The 16,983-nt window shown below is 62.3% G+C and carries 17 protein-coding genes and 1 pseudogene; 9 read left to right on the top strand and 9 right to left on the bottom strand.

Annotated elements, in window-relative coordinates:
* The first annotated feature begins 37 nt into the window (after positions 1-37).
* From trpE to trpC, 4 genes are read left to right on the top strand one after another with little or no spacing between them, the layout of a single operon-like run.
* Positions 38-1,516, top strand: a complete 1,479-nt coding sequence (trpE, locus tag ACF8C6_RS12330) for an anthranilate synthase component I (RefSeq protein WP_392499560.1) — start codon at positions 38-40, stop codon at positions 1,514-1,516.
* 13 nt (positions 1,517-1,529) lie between these two features.
* A complete protein-coding gene (locus ACF8C6_RS12325) occupies positions 1,530-2,123 on the top strand; it encodes an aminodeoxychorismate/anthranilate synthase component II (protein WP_277689558.1) in 594 nt (197 codons plus the stop codon).
* A gap of 1 nt (position 2,124) precedes the next feature.
* Positions 2,125-3,171 (top strand): anthranilate phosphoribosyltransferase, encoded by a 1,047-nt coding sequence (trpD, locus tag ACF8C6_RS12320; RefSeq protein ID WP_392499559.1) that lies wholly within the window; start codon positions 2,125-2,127, stop codon positions 3,169-3,171.
* A complete protein-coding gene (gene trpC, locus ACF8C6_RS12315; protein WP_392499558.1) occupies positions 3,168-4,004 on the top strand; it encodes an indole-3-glycerol phosphate synthase TrpC in 837 nt (278 codons plus the stop codon). Before trpD ends, trpC begins: the two co-directional genes overlap by 4 nt.
* A 56-nt stretch (positions 4,005-4,060) precedes the next feature.
* Here the strand turns inward: trpC and crp are convergent, their stop codons facing one another.
* Entirely contained in the window at positions 4,061-4,705 is a 645-nt protein-coding gene (gene crp / locus ACF8C6_RS12310) for a cAMP-activated global transcriptional regulator CRP (RefSeq protein WP_277689555.1), read from the bottom strand.
* A 237-nt stretch (positions 4,706-4,942) separates the two neighbouring features.
* Here crp and ACF8C6_RS12305 point away from each other — a divergent pair, with 237 nt between their 5' ends.
* Entirely contained in the window at positions 4,943-5,365 is a 423-nt protein-coding gene (locus ACF8C6_RS12305) for an OsmC family protein (RefSeq protein WP_277689554.1), read from the top strand.
* A gap of 47 nt (positions 5,366-5,412) precedes the next feature.
* Here ACF8C6_RS12305 and coq7 read toward each other — a convergent pair whose 3' ends face one another.
* On the bottom strand, positions 5,413-6,060 hold the full coding sequence (coq7, locus tag ACF8C6_RS12300) for a 2-polyprenyl-3-methyl-6-methoxy-1,4-benzoquinone monooxygenase (protein WP_392499557.1): 648 nt from the start codon (positions 6,058-6,060) through the stop codon (positions 5,413-5,415).
* A gap of 189 nt (positions 6,061-6,249) precedes the next feature.
* Between coq7 and ACF8C6_RS12295 the strand changes: the two genes are divergently transcribed.
* Positions 6,250-7,731, top strand: coding sequence for an AAA family ATPase (locus tag ACF8C6_RS12295; RefSeq protein WP_392499556.1), 1,482 nt, complete (start codon positions 6,250-6,252; stop codon positions 7,729-7,731).
* On the opposite strand, the gene ACF8C6_RS12290 is transcribed toward ACF8C6_RS12295, so the two are convergent.
* Genes ACF8C6_RS12290 through hemJ form a run of 4 tightly spaced genes read right to left on the bottom strand, consistent with a single transcriptional unit; the run spans position 7,732 to position 10,983 of the window.
* On the bottom strand, positions 7,732-8,538 hold the full coding sequence (locus ACF8C6_RS12290) for an SDR family NAD(P)-dependent oxidoreductase (protein ID WP_392499555.1): 807 nt from the start codon (positions 8,536-8,538) through the stop codon (positions 7,732-7,734).
* A gap of 4 nt (positions 8,539-8,542) precedes the next feature.
* Positions 8,543-9,544: a DUF805 domain-containing protein gene (locus ACF8C6_RS12285; RefSeq protein WP_392499554.1), complete on the bottom strand. Its 1,002-nt coding sequence runs from the start codon at positions 9,542-9,544 to the stop codon at positions 8,543-8,545.
* Between the two features lie 48 nt (positions 9,545-9,592).
* Positions 9,593-10,540, bottom strand: a complete 948-nt coding sequence (locus ACF8C6_RS12280; protein ID WP_392499553.1) for an NAD(P)H-dependent flavin oxidoreductase — start codon at positions 10,538-10,540, stop codon at positions 9,593-9,595.
* 17 nt (positions 10,541-10,557) lie between these two features.
* Positions 10,558-10,983 carry a protoporphyrinogen oxidase HemJ gene (gene hemJ, locus ACF8C6_RS12275; RefSeq protein ID WP_392499552.1) on the bottom strand — a complete coding sequence of 142 codons (426 nt, stop codon included), beginning with the start codon at positions 10,981-10,983 and terminating at the stop codon, positions 10,558-10,560.
* Positions 10,984-11,097: 114 nt separating this feature from the next.
* On the opposite strand from hemJ, the gene argC reads away from it, so the two are divergent.
* A complete protein-coding gene (gene argC, locus ACF8C6_RS12270) occupies positions 11,098-12,132 on the top strand; it encodes an N-acetyl-gamma-glutamyl-phosphate reductase (RefSeq protein WP_392499551.1) in 1,035 nt (344 codons plus the stop codon).
* A 164-nt stretch (positions 12,133-12,296) separates the two neighbouring features.
* Complete coding sequence (erpA, locus tag ACF8C6_RS12265) at positions 12,297-12,647, top strand: iron-sulfur cluster insertion protein ErpA (protein ID WP_277689546.1); 351 nt, start codon at positions 12,297-12,299, stop codon at positions 12,645-12,647.
* A gap of 55 nt (positions 12,648-12,702) precedes the next feature.
* Here the strand turns inward: erpA and ACF8C6_RS12260 are convergent, their stop codons facing one another.
* Positions 12,703-13,794 carry an anhydro-N-acetylmuramic acid kinase gene (locus ACF8C6_RS12260; protein ID WP_392499550.1) on the bottom strand — a complete coding sequence of 364 codons (1,092 nt, stop codon included), beginning with the start codon at positions 13,792-13,794 and terminating at the stop codon, positions 12,703-12,705.
* 1 nt (position 13,795) lies between these two features.
* On the bottom strand, positions 13,796-15,223 hold the full coding sequence (locus tag ACF8C6_RS12255) for a peptidoglycan DD-metalloendopeptidase family protein (protein WP_392499549.1): 1,428 nt from the start codon (positions 15,221-15,223) through the stop codon (positions 13,796-13,798).
* 177 nt (positions 15,224-15,400) lie between these two features.
* Between ACF8C6_RS12255 and tyrS the strand changes: the two genes are divergently transcribed.
* On the top strand, positions 15,401-16,600 hold the full coding sequence (gene tyrS, locus ACF8C6_RS12250; RefSeq protein WP_392499548.1) for a tyrosine--tRNA ligase: 1,200 nt from the start codon (positions 15,401-15,403) through the stop codon (positions 16,598-16,600).
* Positions 16,601-16,776: 176 nt separating this feature from the next.
* Here the strand turns inward: tyrS and ACF8C6_RS12245 are convergent.
* A pseudogene (locus ACF8C6_RS12245) lies at positions 16,777-16,983 on the bottom strand (hypothetical protein); the annotation flags it as partial.

Raw genomic sequence — 16,983 nt, 5'->3', positions numbered from 1 at the left:
CTCAACTCCCGTTTACCCTCCTCACGAGGCTGTGTGCATGACCCGCGAAGAATTTCTGCGTTTGGCCGCTGAAGGCTACAACCGCATTCCGCTGGCCTTCGAAACCCTGGCCGACTTCGACACCCCGCTGTCGATCTACCTCAAGCTGGCCGATACCCCCAACTCCTACCTGCTGGAGTCCGTGCAAGGCGGCGAGAAGTGGGGGCGCTACTCGATCATCGGCCTGCCGGCGCGCACCGTGCTGCGTGCCCATGGTCACCACGTCAGTGTCAGCGTCGACGGCGTCGAGACTGAGAGCCTCGACTGCGAAGACCCGCTGGAGTTCGTCGAGCAGTTCAAGGCGCGCTACAAGGTCCCGACCATCCCCGGCCTGCCGCGTTTCAACGGCGGCCTGGTCGGCTACTTCGGCTACGACAGCGTGCGCTACGTGGAGAAGAAGCTGGCGCAGTGTCCGAATCCCGATCCGCTGGGCACCCCGGATATCCTGCTGATGGTCTCCGATGCCGTGGTGGTGTTCGACAACCTGGCCGGCAAGATGCACGCCATCGTCCTCGCCGATCCGGCGCAATCCGACGCCTTCGAGCAGGGCCAGGCGCAACTGCGCGAGCTGCTGAACAAACTGCGCCAGCCGATCACCCCGCGCCTGGGGGTGGACCTGTCCCAATCGGCGGGCCAGGAGCCGGACTTCGTCTCCAGCTTCAAGCGTGACGATTACGAAGCCGCAGTCGGTGCGATTAAGGAATACATCCTCGCCGGCGACTGCATGCAGGTGGTGATCTCCCAGCGCATGTCGATTCCGTTCCAGGCCGCGCCGATCGATCTGTACCGCGCGCTGCGCTGCATCAACCCGACGCCCTATATGTACTTCTTCAACTTCGGTGACTTCCATGTGGTCGGTAGCTCGCCGGAAGTGCTGGTGCGGGTCGAGGACAACCTGGTCACCGTGCGCCCGATTGCCGGTACCCGCCCGCGCGGCGCCACCGAGGAAGCCGATCTCGAGCTGGAGAAGGACCTGCTGTCCGACGCCAAGGAGATTGCCGAGCACTTGATGCTGATCGACCTGGGGCGCAACGACGTCGGTCGCGTGTCCAGCACCGGCACGGTGAAGGTCACCGAGCAGATGGTGATCGAGCGCTACTCCAACGTCATGCACATCGTCTCCAACGTCACTGGCCATCTGAAGGAAAACCTGTCGGCCATGGACGCCCTGCGCGCGATCCTGCCGGCCGGCACCTTGTCCGGTGCGCCCAAGGTACGCGCCATGGAGATCATCGACGAGCTGGAGCCGGTCAAGCGTGGCGTCTACGGCGGCGCCGTGGGCTACCTGGCGTGGAACGGCAATATGGACACCGCCATCGCCATCCGTACCGCGGTGATCAAGGACGGCGAGCTGCATGTGCAGGCCGGCGCTGGCATCGTTGCCGACTCGCAGCCGGCGCTGGAGTGGGAAGAAACCCTGAACAAGCGTCGCGCCATGTTCCGCGCGGTCAGCCTCGCCGAACAGTCCGTGCAGTAAGGGAGACGCCAACATGCTGCTGATGATCGACAACTACGACTCCTTTACCTACAACGTGGTGCAGTACCTGGGCGAACTGGGTGCCGACGTCCACGTGATCCGCAACGACGAGCTGAGCATCGCCGAGATCGAGGCGCTGAAGCCCGAGCGCATCGTGGTCTCCCCCGGCCCGTGCACACCGACCGAGGCCGGTGTGTCCATCGAGGCCATCCTGCATTTTGCCGGCAAGCTGCCGATCCTCGGCGTGTGCCTCGGCCACCAGAGCATCGGCCAGGCGTTTGGCGGCGATGTGGTGCGCGCGCGCCAGGTGATGCATGGCAAGACCAGCCCGGTATTCCACGAGGACAAGGGCGTGTTCGCCGGCCTCAACAAGCCGCTGACCGTGACCCGTTATCACTCGCTGGTGGTCAAGCGCGAGACCCTGCCGGAGTGCCTGGAAATGACCGCCTGGACTCAGCATGAAGACGGCAGCGTCGACGAGATCATGGGCCTGCGCCACAAGACCCTGAACATCGAGGGCGTGCAGTTCCACCCGGAATCCATCCTCACCGAACAGGGCCACGAACTGTTCGCCAACTTCCTCAAACAGCAAGGCGGGGTGCGCTGACATGGACATCAAGGAAGCCCTCAACCGGGTGGTCAACCAGCTGGACCTGACCACCGCCGAAATGCAGGACGTGATGCGCCTGATCATGACCGGGCAGTGCACCGACGCGCAGATCGGCGCCTTCCTCATGGGCATGCGCATGAAGAGCGAGACCATCGACGAGATCGTCGGCGCCGCCACCGTCATGCGTGAGCTGGCCGCGCCGGTGCAGATCAACGCCGAGCGCCTGGTCGATACCTGCGGCACTGGCGGCGACGGCATGAACGTGTTCAACGTCTCCACGGCTGCCGCCTTCGTGGTCGCCGCGGCCGGTGGCCGGGTGGCCAAGCACGGCAACCGTGCGGTATCCGGCAAGAGCGGCAGTGCCGACCTGCTGGAGGCCGCCGGGGTTTATCTGAATCTCAAGCCCGAGCAGGTGGCACGCTGCGTGGAGAGTGTCGGTGTGGGCTTTATGTTCGCCCCGGCTCATCACGGCGCCATGAAACACGCCATCGGCCCGCGTCGCGAACTGGGCCTGCGCACCGTGTTCAACATGCTCGGCCCGATGACCAACCCGGCCGGGGTCAAGCACCAGGTGATCGGTGTGTTCAGCCAGGCGCTGTGCCGGCCGATGGCCGAAGTGCTGCAGCGCCTGGGTAGCCAGCACGTGCTGGTGGTGCATGCCAGCGATGGCCTGGACGAGATCAGCCTGGCCGCGCCGACCCATGTTGCTGAACTCAAGGACGGCGTGATCAGCGAATACCGCATCCAACCCGAGGACTTCGGCATCAAGAGTCAGAGCCTGATCGGCCTGACCGTCGAGGATGCGGCCGGTTCGCTGGCGCTGATCCGCGACGCGCTGGGCAAGCGCAAGACCGAGAACGGCCAGAAGGCTGCCGACATGATCGTGCTCAATGCCGGCGCTGCGCTGTACGCCGCCGACCTGGCGACTAGTCTCAAGGAAGGCATGCAGCTGGCGCAGGACGCCCTGCACACCGGCCTGGCCTGGGAGAAACTGGACGAGCTGGTTTCCTTTACCGCTGTATTTCGCGTGGAGAATGAAGGGTGAGTATCCCAACCGTGCTGGAGAAGATCATCGCCCGCAAGTTCGAGGAAGTGGCCGAGCGCAGTGCGCGGGTTAGCCTGGCCGAGCTTGAAGTGCAGGCACGTGCTGCCGATGCCCCGCGCGGTTTCGCCCGCGCCCTGCAGACCCGTGCTGCCAACAAGCAGGCGGCGGTGATCGCCGAGATCAAGAAGGCCTCGCCGAGCAAGGGCGTGCTGCGTGAGCACTTCGTGCCGGCCGAGATCGCCAAGAGCTACGAGGATGGAGGCGCTGCCTGCCTGTCAGTACTGACCGATATCGACTTCTTCCAGGGCGCCGACGAGTACCTGCAGCAGGCGCGTGCGGCTTGTGCGCTGCCGGTGATCCGCAAGGACTTCATGGTCGATCCCTATCAGATCGTCGAAGCCCGTGCCCTCGGCGCCGACTGCGTGCTGCTGATCGTTTCCGCACTGGACGATGCGCGTATGGTCGAGCTGGCCAATGTGGCCAAGGAGCAGGGTCTGGACGTGCTGGTGGAAGTGCACGACGGCGACGAGCTGGAGCGTGCGCTCAAGCACCTGGATACCCCGCTGGTGGGTATCAACAACCGTAACCTGCACACCTTCGAGGTCAGCCTGGAAACCACCCTCGACCTGCTGCCGCGTATTCCGCGTGATCGCCTGGTGATCACCGAGAGCGGCATTCTCACCCGTGCTGACGTAGAGCTGATGGAGATCAGTGAGGTTTACGCCTTCCTGGTAGGTGAGGCCTTCATGCGTGCCGAGGATCCGGGTGCCGAGCTCAAGCGTCTGTTTTTCCAGAGCTCCAACCGAGTGGTGCTGGGCGCTGACCCGGACTGATGCTGCAGCAATAAAAAAGCCCGCCGATTGGCGGGCTTTTTTCTGGTGGGTGCCGGTCAGCGAGTGCCGTAGACCACCATGGTCTTGCCTTTGACATGCACCAGACCCTGTTCCTCCAGGGACTTGAGCACGCGACCGACCATTTCGCGGGAGCAGCCAACGATGCGGCCGATTTCCTGGCGGGTGATCTTGATCTGCATGCCGTCCGGGTGGGTCATGGCGTCCGGTTGCTTGCACAGGTCCAGCAGGGTACGGGCCACGCGGCCGGTTACGTCGAGGAAGGCCAGGTCACCTACCTTGCGTGTGGTGTTGCGCAGCCGGTCGGCCATCTGGCTGCCCAGGGCGTAGAGAATTTCCGGGTCCTGCTGGGTCAGTTCGCGGAACTTGGCATAGCTCAGTTCCGCCACTTCGCATTCGGTCTTGGCGCGAACCCAGGCGCTGCGCTCTTTCTCGGTGCCCTCGCGCTCGAACAGGCCCATTTCGCCGAAGAAATCCCCAGAGTTGAGGTAGGCGATGATCATCTCGCGGCCATCATCATCCTCGATCAGGATGGTGACGGAGCCTTTGATGATGAAGAACAGGGTTTCGCAGCGATCCCCTGCATAGATTATGGTGCTTTTCGCCGTATAACGGCGGCGGTGACAGTGCGCGAGCAGCTTGTCGAGATTCTTTATCTTTGGTGTAAGGGTAATAGCGACCATGCCCGAGTCCCGAAAAAGTGAGTAAGCCTCTGTCCAGCAGGCGTATTTCTTATTAGTTATCCGAACAAGTGTGCCAGTAAACCGCCGCCAGCTTAACAGACGTGGTGCAGTGGGTAACGCCAAAATGCGACGTGGCTAACACTAGGGGTGGCCCACTGCCCACGAAACGGCTGCTCGGGGCTGGTTTTGACGCTGTGCTAAGCTAGCGCGCATTTTTTCGGGTAGTGGAGTCTGGCGATGAAAGCGCGCATTCAGTGGGCCGGTGAGGCCATGTTCCTTGGCGAGTCCGGCAGCGGCCATGTCGTGGTCATGGACGGTCCGCCCGAGGCCGGTGGCCGCAATCTGGGCGTGCGGCCGATGGAAATGGTGTTGTTGGGCCTCGGCGGCTGCAGCAACTTCGACGTGGTCAGCATCCTCAAGAAGTCGCGCCAGCCGGTGGAGAGCTGCGAAGCCTTCCTCGAGGCCGAGCGTGCCGACGAGGATCCCAAAGTGTTCACCAAGATTCACCTGCACTTCGTGGTCAAGGGCCGCGGGCTGAAGGAGGCACAGGTCAAGCGTGCGGTGGAGCTGTCGGCAGAGAAGTACTGCTCGGCCTCGATCATGCTCGGCCGCGCCGGTGTGGAGATCACCCACGACTACGAAATCGTCGAACTCGGCTGAGTTCGGCTGATATGAAAAAGGCGCCCTTGGGCGCCTTTTTCTTTGCTTCAGATCCGGTAGGTGCTCTTGGTCATCACCTTGGACAGCAGGCTCATGCCGAATTTGACCGGGGCGGGGAAGCGCAGGCCGCCCGCCTCCAGGGCACTGGTGGAATGTTGCTGCTCGTCCTCGCGCATCTGTTCGAGGATGGCGCGGGTCTTGGCGTCATCCGCCGGAATTTGCTCCAGGTGCTCGTCGAGGTGTTTGACCACCTGATCCTCGGTGGCGGCGACGAAGCCCAGGCTGACCTTGTCGCTGATCAGTCCAGCCATGGCACCGACGCCGAAGGACAGACCATAGAACAGCGGGTTGAGCACACTCGGGCTGCTGCCGAGCTCGCGAATGCGCTGTTCGCACCAGGCCAGATGGTCGATCTCCTCGTCGGCGGCATGCTCCATGGCTTGGCGTACCTGAGGCAGTCTGGCAGTCAGCGCCTGGCCCTGGTAGAGCGCCTGGGCGCAGACCTCGCCGGTGTGGTTGATACGCATTAGGCCGGCGACATGACGGGCCTCCTCGTCACTCAGCTGCCCCTCGTTCTGCACGATGGCTGGCGAGGGTCGCGCCGGGGCGCCGCTGAATGGCAGCAGGGTGCGCATGGCGGCATCGGCCTGCATCAGCAGGCGGTCGACGGGGGAAAACTGGCGTTGGTTGCTCATGGCCTTCTCCATGCAAAGCATGCCGTGCAGTTTACCTGAAGGTTCGGCCAGAATTTTGACCGGCGACAACAGGTCGCTGTTCCACCGGGGAGCAAGAGTGCATGCCAGCCCGTAGGCTGTTCATGGGCTTCCTCTCCGTCCTTGGGTATTCTGCGAGGTCAGACAGGGTGAGCAACACAGGGAGCAGGTGTGAAGAACGATATCCACGATCTGGGGCTGGTGCTCGACTCACGGGTCAAGCTGGTGGTGATCGAGTCCTGGGATGAACCGCGGGTGCTGGAGACCCTGACCTCGCTGGCGATCAAGCGTGGCCTTGGTATTTATACCTGGGCGGTGACCGAGGGGCTGCAGCGCCTGGCCTTTGGCGGTGAGCCGAATGGCGAACTGGACAGCCGCGAGCCCGAGCAGGCGCTGCGCCTGATCAAGGCCGATCCGCTGCCCAACCTGTATGTCATGTGCGATTTGCACCCCTTCCTTGCCGATAATCCCAAGCTGGTGCGCCTGCTCAAGGAAATTGCCATGAGCGAGGCGGCGCACAGGCCGACCCTGGTGCTGGTGTCCCATGCCTTCAAGCTGCCGGCCGAGGTACAGCGCTATGCCGCGCGCTTCAGCCTGGCGCTGCCCACGGAAGAAGAGCTGCTGGCCATCGTTCGCGAGGAGGCCACGCGCTGGAGCGAGCGCAATCGCGGCGCGCGGGTGCGTACCGACAATCGTACGTTGCAACAGGTGGTGAAAAACCTGCGTGGCGCCAGTCATGCGGAGGCTCGGGCGCTGGCGCGCAATGTCATCTGTGATGACGGCGCCATCACCCAGGAAGACCTGCCGGAGCTGAACAAGGCCAAGTTCCAGCTACTCGATCTGGAGGGTGTGCTCAGTTTCGAGTACGACACCGCGCGCTTCGCCGAAGTGGGCGGGCTGGCCAACCTCAAGCGCTGGCTGGGCGAGCGTCAGGAGCTGTTCATCAATGCCAAGGGCACAGATGTCCCCCGTGGCGTGCTGCTGGTCGGCGTGCAGGGTGGCGGCAAGAGTCTGGCCGCCAAGGCCGTCGCGGGGCTCTGGGGGTTGCCGCTACTGCGTCTGGATTTCGCCAGCCTGTACAACAAGTTCTTCGGCGAGACCGAGCGCAACCTGCGCGAGGCGCTCAAGCTCGCCGAGCAGATGGCGCCCTGCGTGTTGTGGATGGACGAGATCGAGAAAGGTCTGGCCAGCGGTGACAACGACGACGGCGTCAGTCAGCGTGTGCTGGGGACCCTGCTGACCTGGATGGCCGAGCGCAAGGCACCGGTATTCATGGTCGCCACCGCCAACGCCATTCACCGCCTGCCGCCGGAGCTGGTGCGCAAGGGGCGTTTTGACGAGCTGTTCTTCGTCGACCTGCCGGATGCGCAGGTGCGTGCGGACATCTTCGCCATCCACCTGCGCCGTCGCGAGTTGCAGCCTGAGGCTTTTGATCTGGCCGAACTGGCGGATATCAGTGACGGCTTCTCTGGCGCGGAGATCGAGCAGGCGGTGGTCAGCGCACTCTATGCCGCGCAGGCGCGACAACAGACGGTCGACCAGGCCTTGCTGCTGAGCTGCATCCAGGGCACGGCGCCATTGTCGGTGGTGATGGCCGAGGATCTGGCCGCCCTGCGTGCCTGGGCAGCCGGGCGAACGGTCAGCGCTGGCTGATCAGGCGTGCTCGTCGCCCGCGCGGGGCAGTAGTGGGCGCACCATGCGCATGGCAATGCGTCTGGCCAGGGCCCGCGGGGTCAGGCGCAGCAATTGCGGCAGCAGGCGCTGGCGCCATTCGGGAATGATAATGGCGCGGTTCTTTTCCAGCCCGCGTACGGCCTGCAGGGCGATCTGCTCCGGGCTGGCCAGCAGTTCGCGCCGTGCCAAACCCTCGCTGCGCAGGTGTGCACGACGGAAGAAGGCGGTTGCCACAGGGCCAGGGCAGAGCACTGACACTTTCACCCCGTAAGGCGCCAGCTCACTGCGCAGCGCCTCGGAGAAATGCAGTACATAGGCCTTGCTGGCGAAGTAGTTGCTCATCAGCGGCCCCGCCTGGAAGGCGGCCAGGGACGCGACATTGAGAATCTGTCCCGCACCACGCCGTTGCATATGCCCGCCAATGGCGTGGCACAGGCGGCACAGGGCCAGGACATTGAGCTCGATCAGTTCCTGCTCGCGGCTCCAGTCCTGCTCGACGAACAGGCCGGCGCTGCCGATACCGGCATTGTTCACCAGCAGATCGATCTGTCGGCCGCTGTCTTCCAGTTCCTGAATCAGTCCGCTGACCTGCAGGGGCTCGCTGAGGTCGCAGACACGGAACAGGGCCTCAACGCCGAAGCGCTGGCTCAGCTCGCAGGCGATGCTTTCCAGCGCGTCGCGCTGGCGGGCGACCAGCAGCAGGTTACGCCCGCGCCGTGCCAGCGCTTCGGCCAGGGCCAGACCGAGACCGCTGGAGGCGCCGGTGATCAGGGCGTAACCGCTCACCTGTTTACTCCTCGGCCTGCGGCATCTGGAACTGCTGAGCGTCCTGTGCGCGCTGCACGTATTCCTGATAGGCCGGAATGGCCACGGCCGCGAGGATGCCCACGGTCGCGATGATCGACAGCAGCAGTCCGCCCCAGGCCATGGCGATCACGCCGCGGCTGTTGGGCGGCGGCGGCGGGCCGTAGCGGTTGGCGTCGGAAGTGCCGGGCACCACCAGCATCAGCAGGGAGAAGACGAAGCCTACCAGCGGCACCAGATTGATCAGCCAGAGCCAGCCGGACCAGCCGATGTCGTGCAGGCGCTGCACGCCGATCATCACCGCGACCACGATCGAACCGAGTACCACGGGAATCATCAGCAGGCCGCCGACCATGGGCACAACGGCCATGATGCCGGCGGCAATGGCATAGGCGAGCATGAACAGCAGCATCATGCCCATCGACCAGCCCAGGTAGCGCAGTCGGCCGATCCGTCCACGTACGCTGAAGATGTTCAGCGGGCCGTGCTCCGGCAAGGCTTCGCCTACCTCTGCCTTGGGCGTGCTGTAGGGCGAAGCTGGCGCGCTCGCGGGCGCTTGTGCTTCGGCTGTGGGGGCACTGGCGGCCAGCTGAGCCTGACGAGCCAGGTACTTCTCGATGACGATGCCGCAGGCCGAACACTCGCTTGACTGTGGCTGGGTGTGGCCGCATTTGGGGCAGTTCATGCTGGTTGCGGCGGCGCTGGGCTGGGCCGTCTGGTCATGCTCGGCAGTGGCGAGCAGGCTGAGCTGTGGCCCCTCGCTCTCCTTGCGTACCCGGGCACCGGCTCGTTGCAGCGCGGCCAGGTACTTGTCGGCTTCGGCTTCGGCGAGGTCGCGCTTGAGCGCCACGGGGGAGCCGCTGAACAGCGCGTCGATACGGCTCTGCTCGCTCTTGAACAGGCGAGCGAGGTTTTCCTTGACGGTCTCCAGAGCCATGTCCGGCATGAGTTGGCCGTCGAAGATGATCTTGTAGCGGGCCTCTGTCATCTGTGCTTCCTTGTCGTTGTTGTTGGCATTCTTCGGGGGGTGTGCGGCTCAGGATAATTGCACGACTCGCCCACGGGCGGCCCGGTATTCGGCATCCAGGCGGGCGATCAGCTCGGCCGTGCTGGGCAGGTCGTCGATGCCGCCGACGCCCTGGCCGGCAGACCAGACGGTTTTCCAGGCCTTGGCTTCGTCATTGATCGGCTTGAGTTTCTCGCCATAGTTGATGTCACCCTTGTCCTGCAGGCGCTGCAGGTCGTAGCCGGCGCGCTCCAGACTCTGGCGCATGAAGCTGGCCGGTACGCCGGAAACCGCCGGTGTATGCACGATATCGGCGGCGCGGGCGCCAAGGATCATCTGCTTATAATCGCTGTCCGCGCTGCTTTCGCGGGTGGCGATGAAGCGCGTGCCCATGTAGGCGAGGTCGGCGCCCAGTAATTGGGCGGCCAGTACCTCATGGCCGTGGTTGAGGCAGCCGGATAGCAGCAGGGTCTTGTCGAAGAACTGGCGGATCTCGGCGACCAGGGCGAAAGGGCTCCAGGTGCCGGCATGCCCGCCGGCGCCGGCGGCCACGGCGATCAGGCCGTCCACGCCTGCTTCGGCAGCCTTTTCGGCGTGGCGACGTGTGGTGACGTCGTGAAAGACCAGGCCGCCATAGCTGTGTACCGCGTCGACCACTTCCTTGACCGCGCCCAGGCTGGTGATCACCACGGGCACCTTGTGCTCCACGCAGATGGCCAGGTCGGCCTGCAGGCGCGGGTTGCTGCTATGCACGATCAGGTTGACAGCGTAGGGCGCGGCGTCCGCAGCCAGGCCGGTCTCGATCTCCTCCAGCCAGGCCTTGAAACCACTGCTCTCGCGCTGGTTCAGGGCCGGGAAGCTGCCCATCACGCCGTTATTGCAGCAGGCCAGCACCAGTTGCGGGCCGGATACCAGAAACATCGGCGCCGCGACGATCGGCAGGCGCAGACGATTGTCGAGCAGGGCGGGCAGGGACATGGGATTTCCTCTCGTCGTCAGAAGGGTTTGACCACCACCAGGATCACGATGGCCAGCAGGAACAGCACCGGCACTTCGTTGAACCAGCGATAGAACACATGGCTGCGTACGTTCTCGCCACGAGCGAAGCGTTTCAGCTGGGCGCCGCAGACATGGTGATAGCCGACCAGCACGGCTACCAGGGTCAACTTCGCGTGCAGCCAGCCCATCTGCAGCCAGCCCGGATTGAGATAGAGCAGCCAGCCACCAAGCAGCAGAGTAGCGACCATCGAAGGGTTCATGATGCCGCGGTACAGCTTGCGCTCCATCACCGTGAAACGCTCCCGGCTGGGCTGGTCTTCGGCCATCGCGTGATAGACGAACAGGCGCGGCAGATAGAACAGGCCGGCGAACCAGCAGACGATGGCGATGATGTGCAGGGCCTTGACCCACAGATAGAGCATTGGGGCTTTCCTCTAACGATTCACTCGCGATAGTAGAGAAAGCCGTGCCCGTGCGTCACCTGCGCTGTTGGCTTATCATCGCGCCTTTCTCAACTGCGCAGCGAGGGGCGGGCAATGGTCAAGGTCGGAATCGTCGGTGGTACGGGCTACACCGGAGTGGAACTGCTACGCCTGCTGGCGCAGCATCCGCAATCCGAGGTGGCTGTTATCACCTCGCGCTCCGAGGCCGGGGTCAAGGTTGCCGACATGTACCCCAACCTGCGCGGGCACTACGACAACCTGGCTTTCAGCGTGCCCGATGTGGCGACTCTGGGCGCCTGTGACGTGGTGTTCTTCGCCACTCCGCACGGTGTGGCTCATGCTCTGGCCGGCGAGCTGCTGGCGGCCGGCACCAAGGTCATCGACCTGTCCGCCGATTTCCGTCTGCAGGATGCTGAGGAGTGGGCCAAGTGGTACGGTCAGCCCCATGGCGCCCCTGAGCTTTTGCCTGAGGCCGTATATGGCTTGCCGGAAGTGAACCGTGAGGCGATCAAGGGCGCGCGTCTGATCGCCGTGCCCGGTTGCTACCCGACAGCGACTCAGTTGGGCCTGATCCCGCTGCTGGAGGCCGGTCTGGCCGAACCGAGCCAACTGATTGCCAACTGCGCGTCCGGTGTCAGCGGTGCCGGTCGCGGCGCCAAGGTCGGTTCGCTGCTGTGCGAGGCCAGCGAGAGCATGATGGCCTACTCAGTCAAGGGGCATCGTCATTTGCCCGAAATCAGCCAGGGGTTGCGTCGCGCGGCTGGCGGGCCGGTAGGCCTGACCTTCGTGCCGCATCTGGCACCGATGATTCGCGGTATCCATGCGACCCTGTACGCCACTGTCGCCGACCGTGGCGTGGATCTGCAGGCGCTGTTCGAGAAGCGCTACGCAAATGAGCCTTTTGTTGATGTGATGCCGGCTGGTAGCCATCCGGAAACCCGCAGCGTGCGAGGCGCCAACGTCTGCCGCATCGCTGTGCACCGGCCCCAGGGCGGCGAACTGGTGGTGGTGCTGTCAGCCATCGACAACCTGGTCAAGGGGGCCTCCGGCCAGGCCCTGCAGAACATGAATATTCTCTTCGGTCTGGACGAGCGCCTGGGTCTGTCCCACGCCGCGCTGCTGCCCTGATCCTTCGTGCGTCCGGACATTTGAACTCGCCGCGGACGCACCATCCAGCCAGCAGATTATGCGTATCTGCTGGTGCGCAATAATTGACCAGTTTACTCGGATAAGCGGATAATCCGCTTCCGCGTGGTACGTAACATGGCGCCTGGCGCCGGGAGAGCAGCAAGATGAGCGTCGAAACCTTCACTCCAACCCCCCTGATTTTCACCCAGGGTGCGGCGAACAAGGTGAAGAACCTGGTCGATGAAGAAGGCAATCCGCGCCTGAAGCTGCGGGTATTCGTCACCGGTGGCGGCTGTTCCGGTTTCCAATACGGTTTTACCTTCGATGAAGACGTGGCTGACGACGACACCATCGTCGAGCGTGAGGGCGTCAGCCTGGTGGTCGACCCCATGAGCTTCCAGTACCTGGCCGGTGCCGAGGTCGATTATCAGGAGGGCCTGGAAGGTTCACGCTTCGTGATCAACAACCCCAATGCCACCACGACCTGCGGCTGTGGTTCGTCGTTCTCGATCTGATCGCGGGTCGAATAAGAAAAAGCCGCGCATTTGCGCGGCTTTTTCATTTCTGTGTTCAGGCCGGGTAGATGGCGCCGAGGATTCGCAGTCCCTTGGCGCCACTGACGCTGGGGCGGTTGGCTGGAATACGCTCCAGGCAGCAATGAGCCAGCCAGGCAAAGGCCATGGCCTCAACCCAGTCCGGTGGCACACCACGGCTGGCGGTGCTGTCGACCTGGCATTCGGGCAGTAGTTGCTGCAGGCGCTGCATCAGTGTCGAGTTGTGCGCGCCGCCTCCGCAAACCAGCAATTCCTGGGTCTGCGCTTGGGCCTGTTGCAGCGATTCGCTGATGCTGCGTGCCGTTAGCTCCAGCAGGGTGCGCTGAACATCGGCAGGTTGCAGGAAGGGCAGAGCAGCCAGATGGCGCTCCAGCCACGGCAGATTGAACAATTCGCGGCCGGTGCTCTTCGGGCCTTTTCCAGCAAAGAACGGATCGCTCAACAGTCGGTTCAGCAGCCCTTCGTGCAGTGTGCCGCTGGCAGCCCAGGCACCGTCGCGATCGAAGCTCTTACCCTGGTGCTGTGCAATCCAGGCATCCATCAGTGCATTGCCTGGCCCGCAATCGAAGCCTCGAACTGGCTGGTCGGGATTGATCAGGCTCAGATTGCTGAAACCGCCGATATTGAGAACGGCACAAGGCTTTTGAGTGGCGCCGAACAGCGACTCATGGAAAGCAGGTACCAGGGGCGCGCCTTGCCCGCCCGCAGCCATGTCGCGGCGGCGGAAGTCGGCAATTACGTCAATGCCGGTCAGTTCAGCCAGCACGGCAGGGTTGCCGATCTGTACAGTGAAAGCGCGTGCGGGCTCGTGGCGAATGGTCTGGCCGTGGCTGCCGATGGCACGGATATCGTTCGGTCCGATGCCGCGACTTTGCAATAGCTCATTGATGCCTTGGGCCGCCAGCGTTGCCCAGCGCTGTTCAGCGATTGCGGCGCGGGCAATTTCGTCCTGACCGGGCGCGCAGAGGCTCAGCAATTCGCTGCGCAGCTCTGCGGGCATGGGGAGGTAATGATGGGCGAGCAGCGTGATGTTCTCGTCCTGCTCGATCAAGGCAATGTCCAGTCCATCGAGGCTGGTGCCGGACATCACTCCCAGATAGCGCGGCATATCAGGGTTGCTTGTTGGCGGCCAGCAGGGTGGCCTTCTCCTGATCCATGCGCGCCATCAATGGCTTGCTCAGCTGCAGGAAGCGCTGCTTCTCGCTGCTGGGGATCGGATCGGCCATCGGCAGTTTCTGACTGAGCGGATCGACATGGCGCCCGTTGACCTGGAACTCATAGTGCAGGTGCGGCCCGGTGGACAGACCGGTAGTGCCGATGTAGCCAATGATCTGCCCTTGCTTGACGCTGACACCTGTGCGGATGCCTTTGGCGAAGCCTTGCATGTGACCGTAAAGCGTCTTGTAGCTGCTGCCATGCTGGATGATGACGGCATTGCCGTAGCCACCGCGACGGCCGGCCAGGATTACCTTGCCATCGCCCGCCGCCTTGATCGGAGTGCCGCGCGGCGCGGCATAGTCCACGCCCTTGTGTGCGCGGATCTTGTTCAGGATCGGATGCTTGCGGCCCATGGAGAAGCGTGAGCTGATGCGCGCAAAGTCCACAGGGGTGCGGATAAACGCCTTGCGCATGCTCATGCCGTCAGCGTTGTAATAGCTGCTGACGCCCTGCTTATTGGTATAGCGCACGGCGGTATAGGTCTTGCCGCGGTTGGTGAAGCGGGCAGAAAGAATATTACCGCTCCCTACGCGCTTGCCATCGACGACCTTCTCTTCGTAGATCAGCTCGAATTCGTCGCCGCCTCGAATGTCTTGAGCGAAGTCGATGTCGTAGCCGAACACGTTGGCCAGATCCATCGTCAAGCTGTGCGAAAGACCAGCACGTTTGGCAGACAGGAACAGCGAGCTATCGATAACACCGTGGGCGTAGGCAGTACGCACATCAGGCTTGACCAGCTCGCGCTTGAAGTCGAAACCTTTTGCTGAGCGGTTGAGGCTGATGCTCTCCAGATCATTGAGCTTGCTGCTCAGCCTCTCCAGTCGGCCGTCGGTGGTCAGCTTGAAGTCCAGCACCTGGCCAGCGCGCAGGCGGCCAAAGCGTTTTGCATCTTTGCTGCTATTCAATGCCTCATGAAGGGCATTTGCATCCAGACCCACCTGAGCAAAAACAGTCGACAACGTATCGCCGCTGGCGACGGTGACGCTTTTCTGCAACGGGTCGGTAGATGGATTCAGAGATGCTTCTTTTTTCTTATGATCCGCGTCTGGTTCGGCGCTGTTCTTGTTGTCTGCAAGGCTGGTGTCGGCGAATGGCGATGCCTCTCGCGCCACCTCTGGCTGGCCAGGTCGGAGATCGTCCTTTTCCTGCAGGATCTGCTCGGCCCCGTTGTCCAGCTCCAGGCTCAGGTAGGTCTTCTTCGCTTCGACTTCGCGTGTTGGGAACACCAGCAAGGCCAGGCTCAGCAGCGCCGCAATGCCGCTTGCTGCCAGTAGATGGCTCCGCGGATAGGACGTGGCTTTGGGTACAGAATACGTCATGGCTCAGGGTGTTTCTTGGAAGAGTGCATTAACTGTCTAAAATATAATCAAATTTCTCTATAGGCAACCCTTGAGTCGGGTTAATGGCTGGGTGGTTGGCGCTGTGCTGGAGCTTGTAATTGGTCAGTGATCTTGTATGGTTGGCTCCCTTTTGTTTCGAGTGGCATGAGTCCTGTCATGAAGTCGGTTGAAGAGCAGCTGGCGCTGATCAAGCGTGGCGCCGAAGAAGTTCTGGTTGAGTCCGAGCTGGTTGAGAAGCTCAAGCGTGGCGAGCCGCTGCGCATCAAGGCGGGCTTCGATCCGACTGCGCCGGACCTGCACCTGGGGCACACAGTGCTTATTAATAAGCTGCGTCAGTTCCAAGAGCTCGGCCATCAGGTGATTTTCCTGATTGGTGACTTCACCGGCATGATTGGCGACCCTAGCGGTAAGAGCGCTACCCGCCCGCCGCTCACTCGTGAGCAGGTACTCGATAACGCCGAAACCTATAAGACCCAGGTGTTCAAAATTCTTGATCCGGCCAAGACCGAGGTCGCTTTCAACTCGACCTGGATGGACAAGCTGACGCCGGCCGACTTCATTCGCTTATCTTCGCAGTACACCGTGGCGCGCATGCTGGAGCGTGATGACTTCCAGAAGCGTTACGAGGGTAATCAGCCGATCGCCATTCATGAGTTCCTCTATCCGCTGGTGCAGGGCTATGACTCGGTAGCCCTTCGAGCTGATGTTGAGCTCGGTGGTACGGATCAGAAATTCAACCTGCTGATGGGGCGTGAGCTGCAGCGCTCGTATGGCCAGCCGTCCCAGTGCATCGTCACCATGCCCTTGCTTGAAGGGTTGGATGGCGTGAAGAAGATGTCCAAGTCTCTGGGCAACTATATAGGCATCCAGGAAGCTCCTGGCGTCATGTACAACAAACTGGTCTCCATGCCGGACTCGTTGATGTGGCGTTACTTTGAATTGCTTAGCTTCCGCTCCATGGAAGAGATTGAACAGTTCAAGGCGGATGTTGAAAAGGGCGCTAATCCGCGCGATATCAAGATCAAGCTGGCCGAAGAGATCGTGGCGCGTTTCCATGGCGAAGAGGCGGCAGCGACAGCGCACCGCTCTGCCGGTAATCGTTTGAAAGATGGCGAGCTGCCCGATGATCTGCCAGAGGTTGAATTGCTTGCGGCTGAGGATATGCCGGTTTCCGCTGTTCTTAATAAGGCTGGTCTGGTGAAGAATGCCGCCGCAGCTCGCGATCTGCTTAGCGCTGGCAGCGTCAAGGTCGATGGCGAGGTGGTGGATCGCAGTTTCATGTTCAAGCTGGGCTCCAGTCATGTGTGTCAGGCTGGCAAGAAGGCTTTTGCTCGTATCTCGATCAAGTCGGAGTGAAAACTTCGCAAAAAGCCGTTGACGGGTAAGTTCTGGGGCCTATAATGCGCGCCTCTTACAGCGCTGCCTGATCTGAAAACTCCTTGTTAATCAGCGAGTTAGATGAATAAAAGGGTTGCGCTGGCGGCTGATTCGGATAGAATGTGCCGGGCTGGCAGGGTGGTGGTTTTGCTCTGTCAGTGCTTTGGTCGGTTTTGATCGAAGGCGGTTGAAAGAGGTGGTTGACAGCGGTTTTGAACGCTGTAGAATTCGCCTCCCGCTGACGAGAAGAGAATCTGATCCGAGGCGCAAGCAGTTGAGAAGAAACGAAAAATCTTCAAAAACAGCTTGACGGAAAGAAAGGCTGCTGTAGAATGCGCGGCCTCGGTTGAGACGAAAGACTC

It is taken from the genome of Pseudomonas sp. zbq_18 (genome assembly GCF_043102245.1).
Classification (GTDB): Bacteria; Pseudomonadota; Gammaproteobacteria; order Pseudomonadales; family Pseudomonadaceae; genus Aquipseudomonas.
Note: the sequence above shows the minus strand (reverse complement) of the source record. Positions and strands in the feature narration are given on the sequence as shown.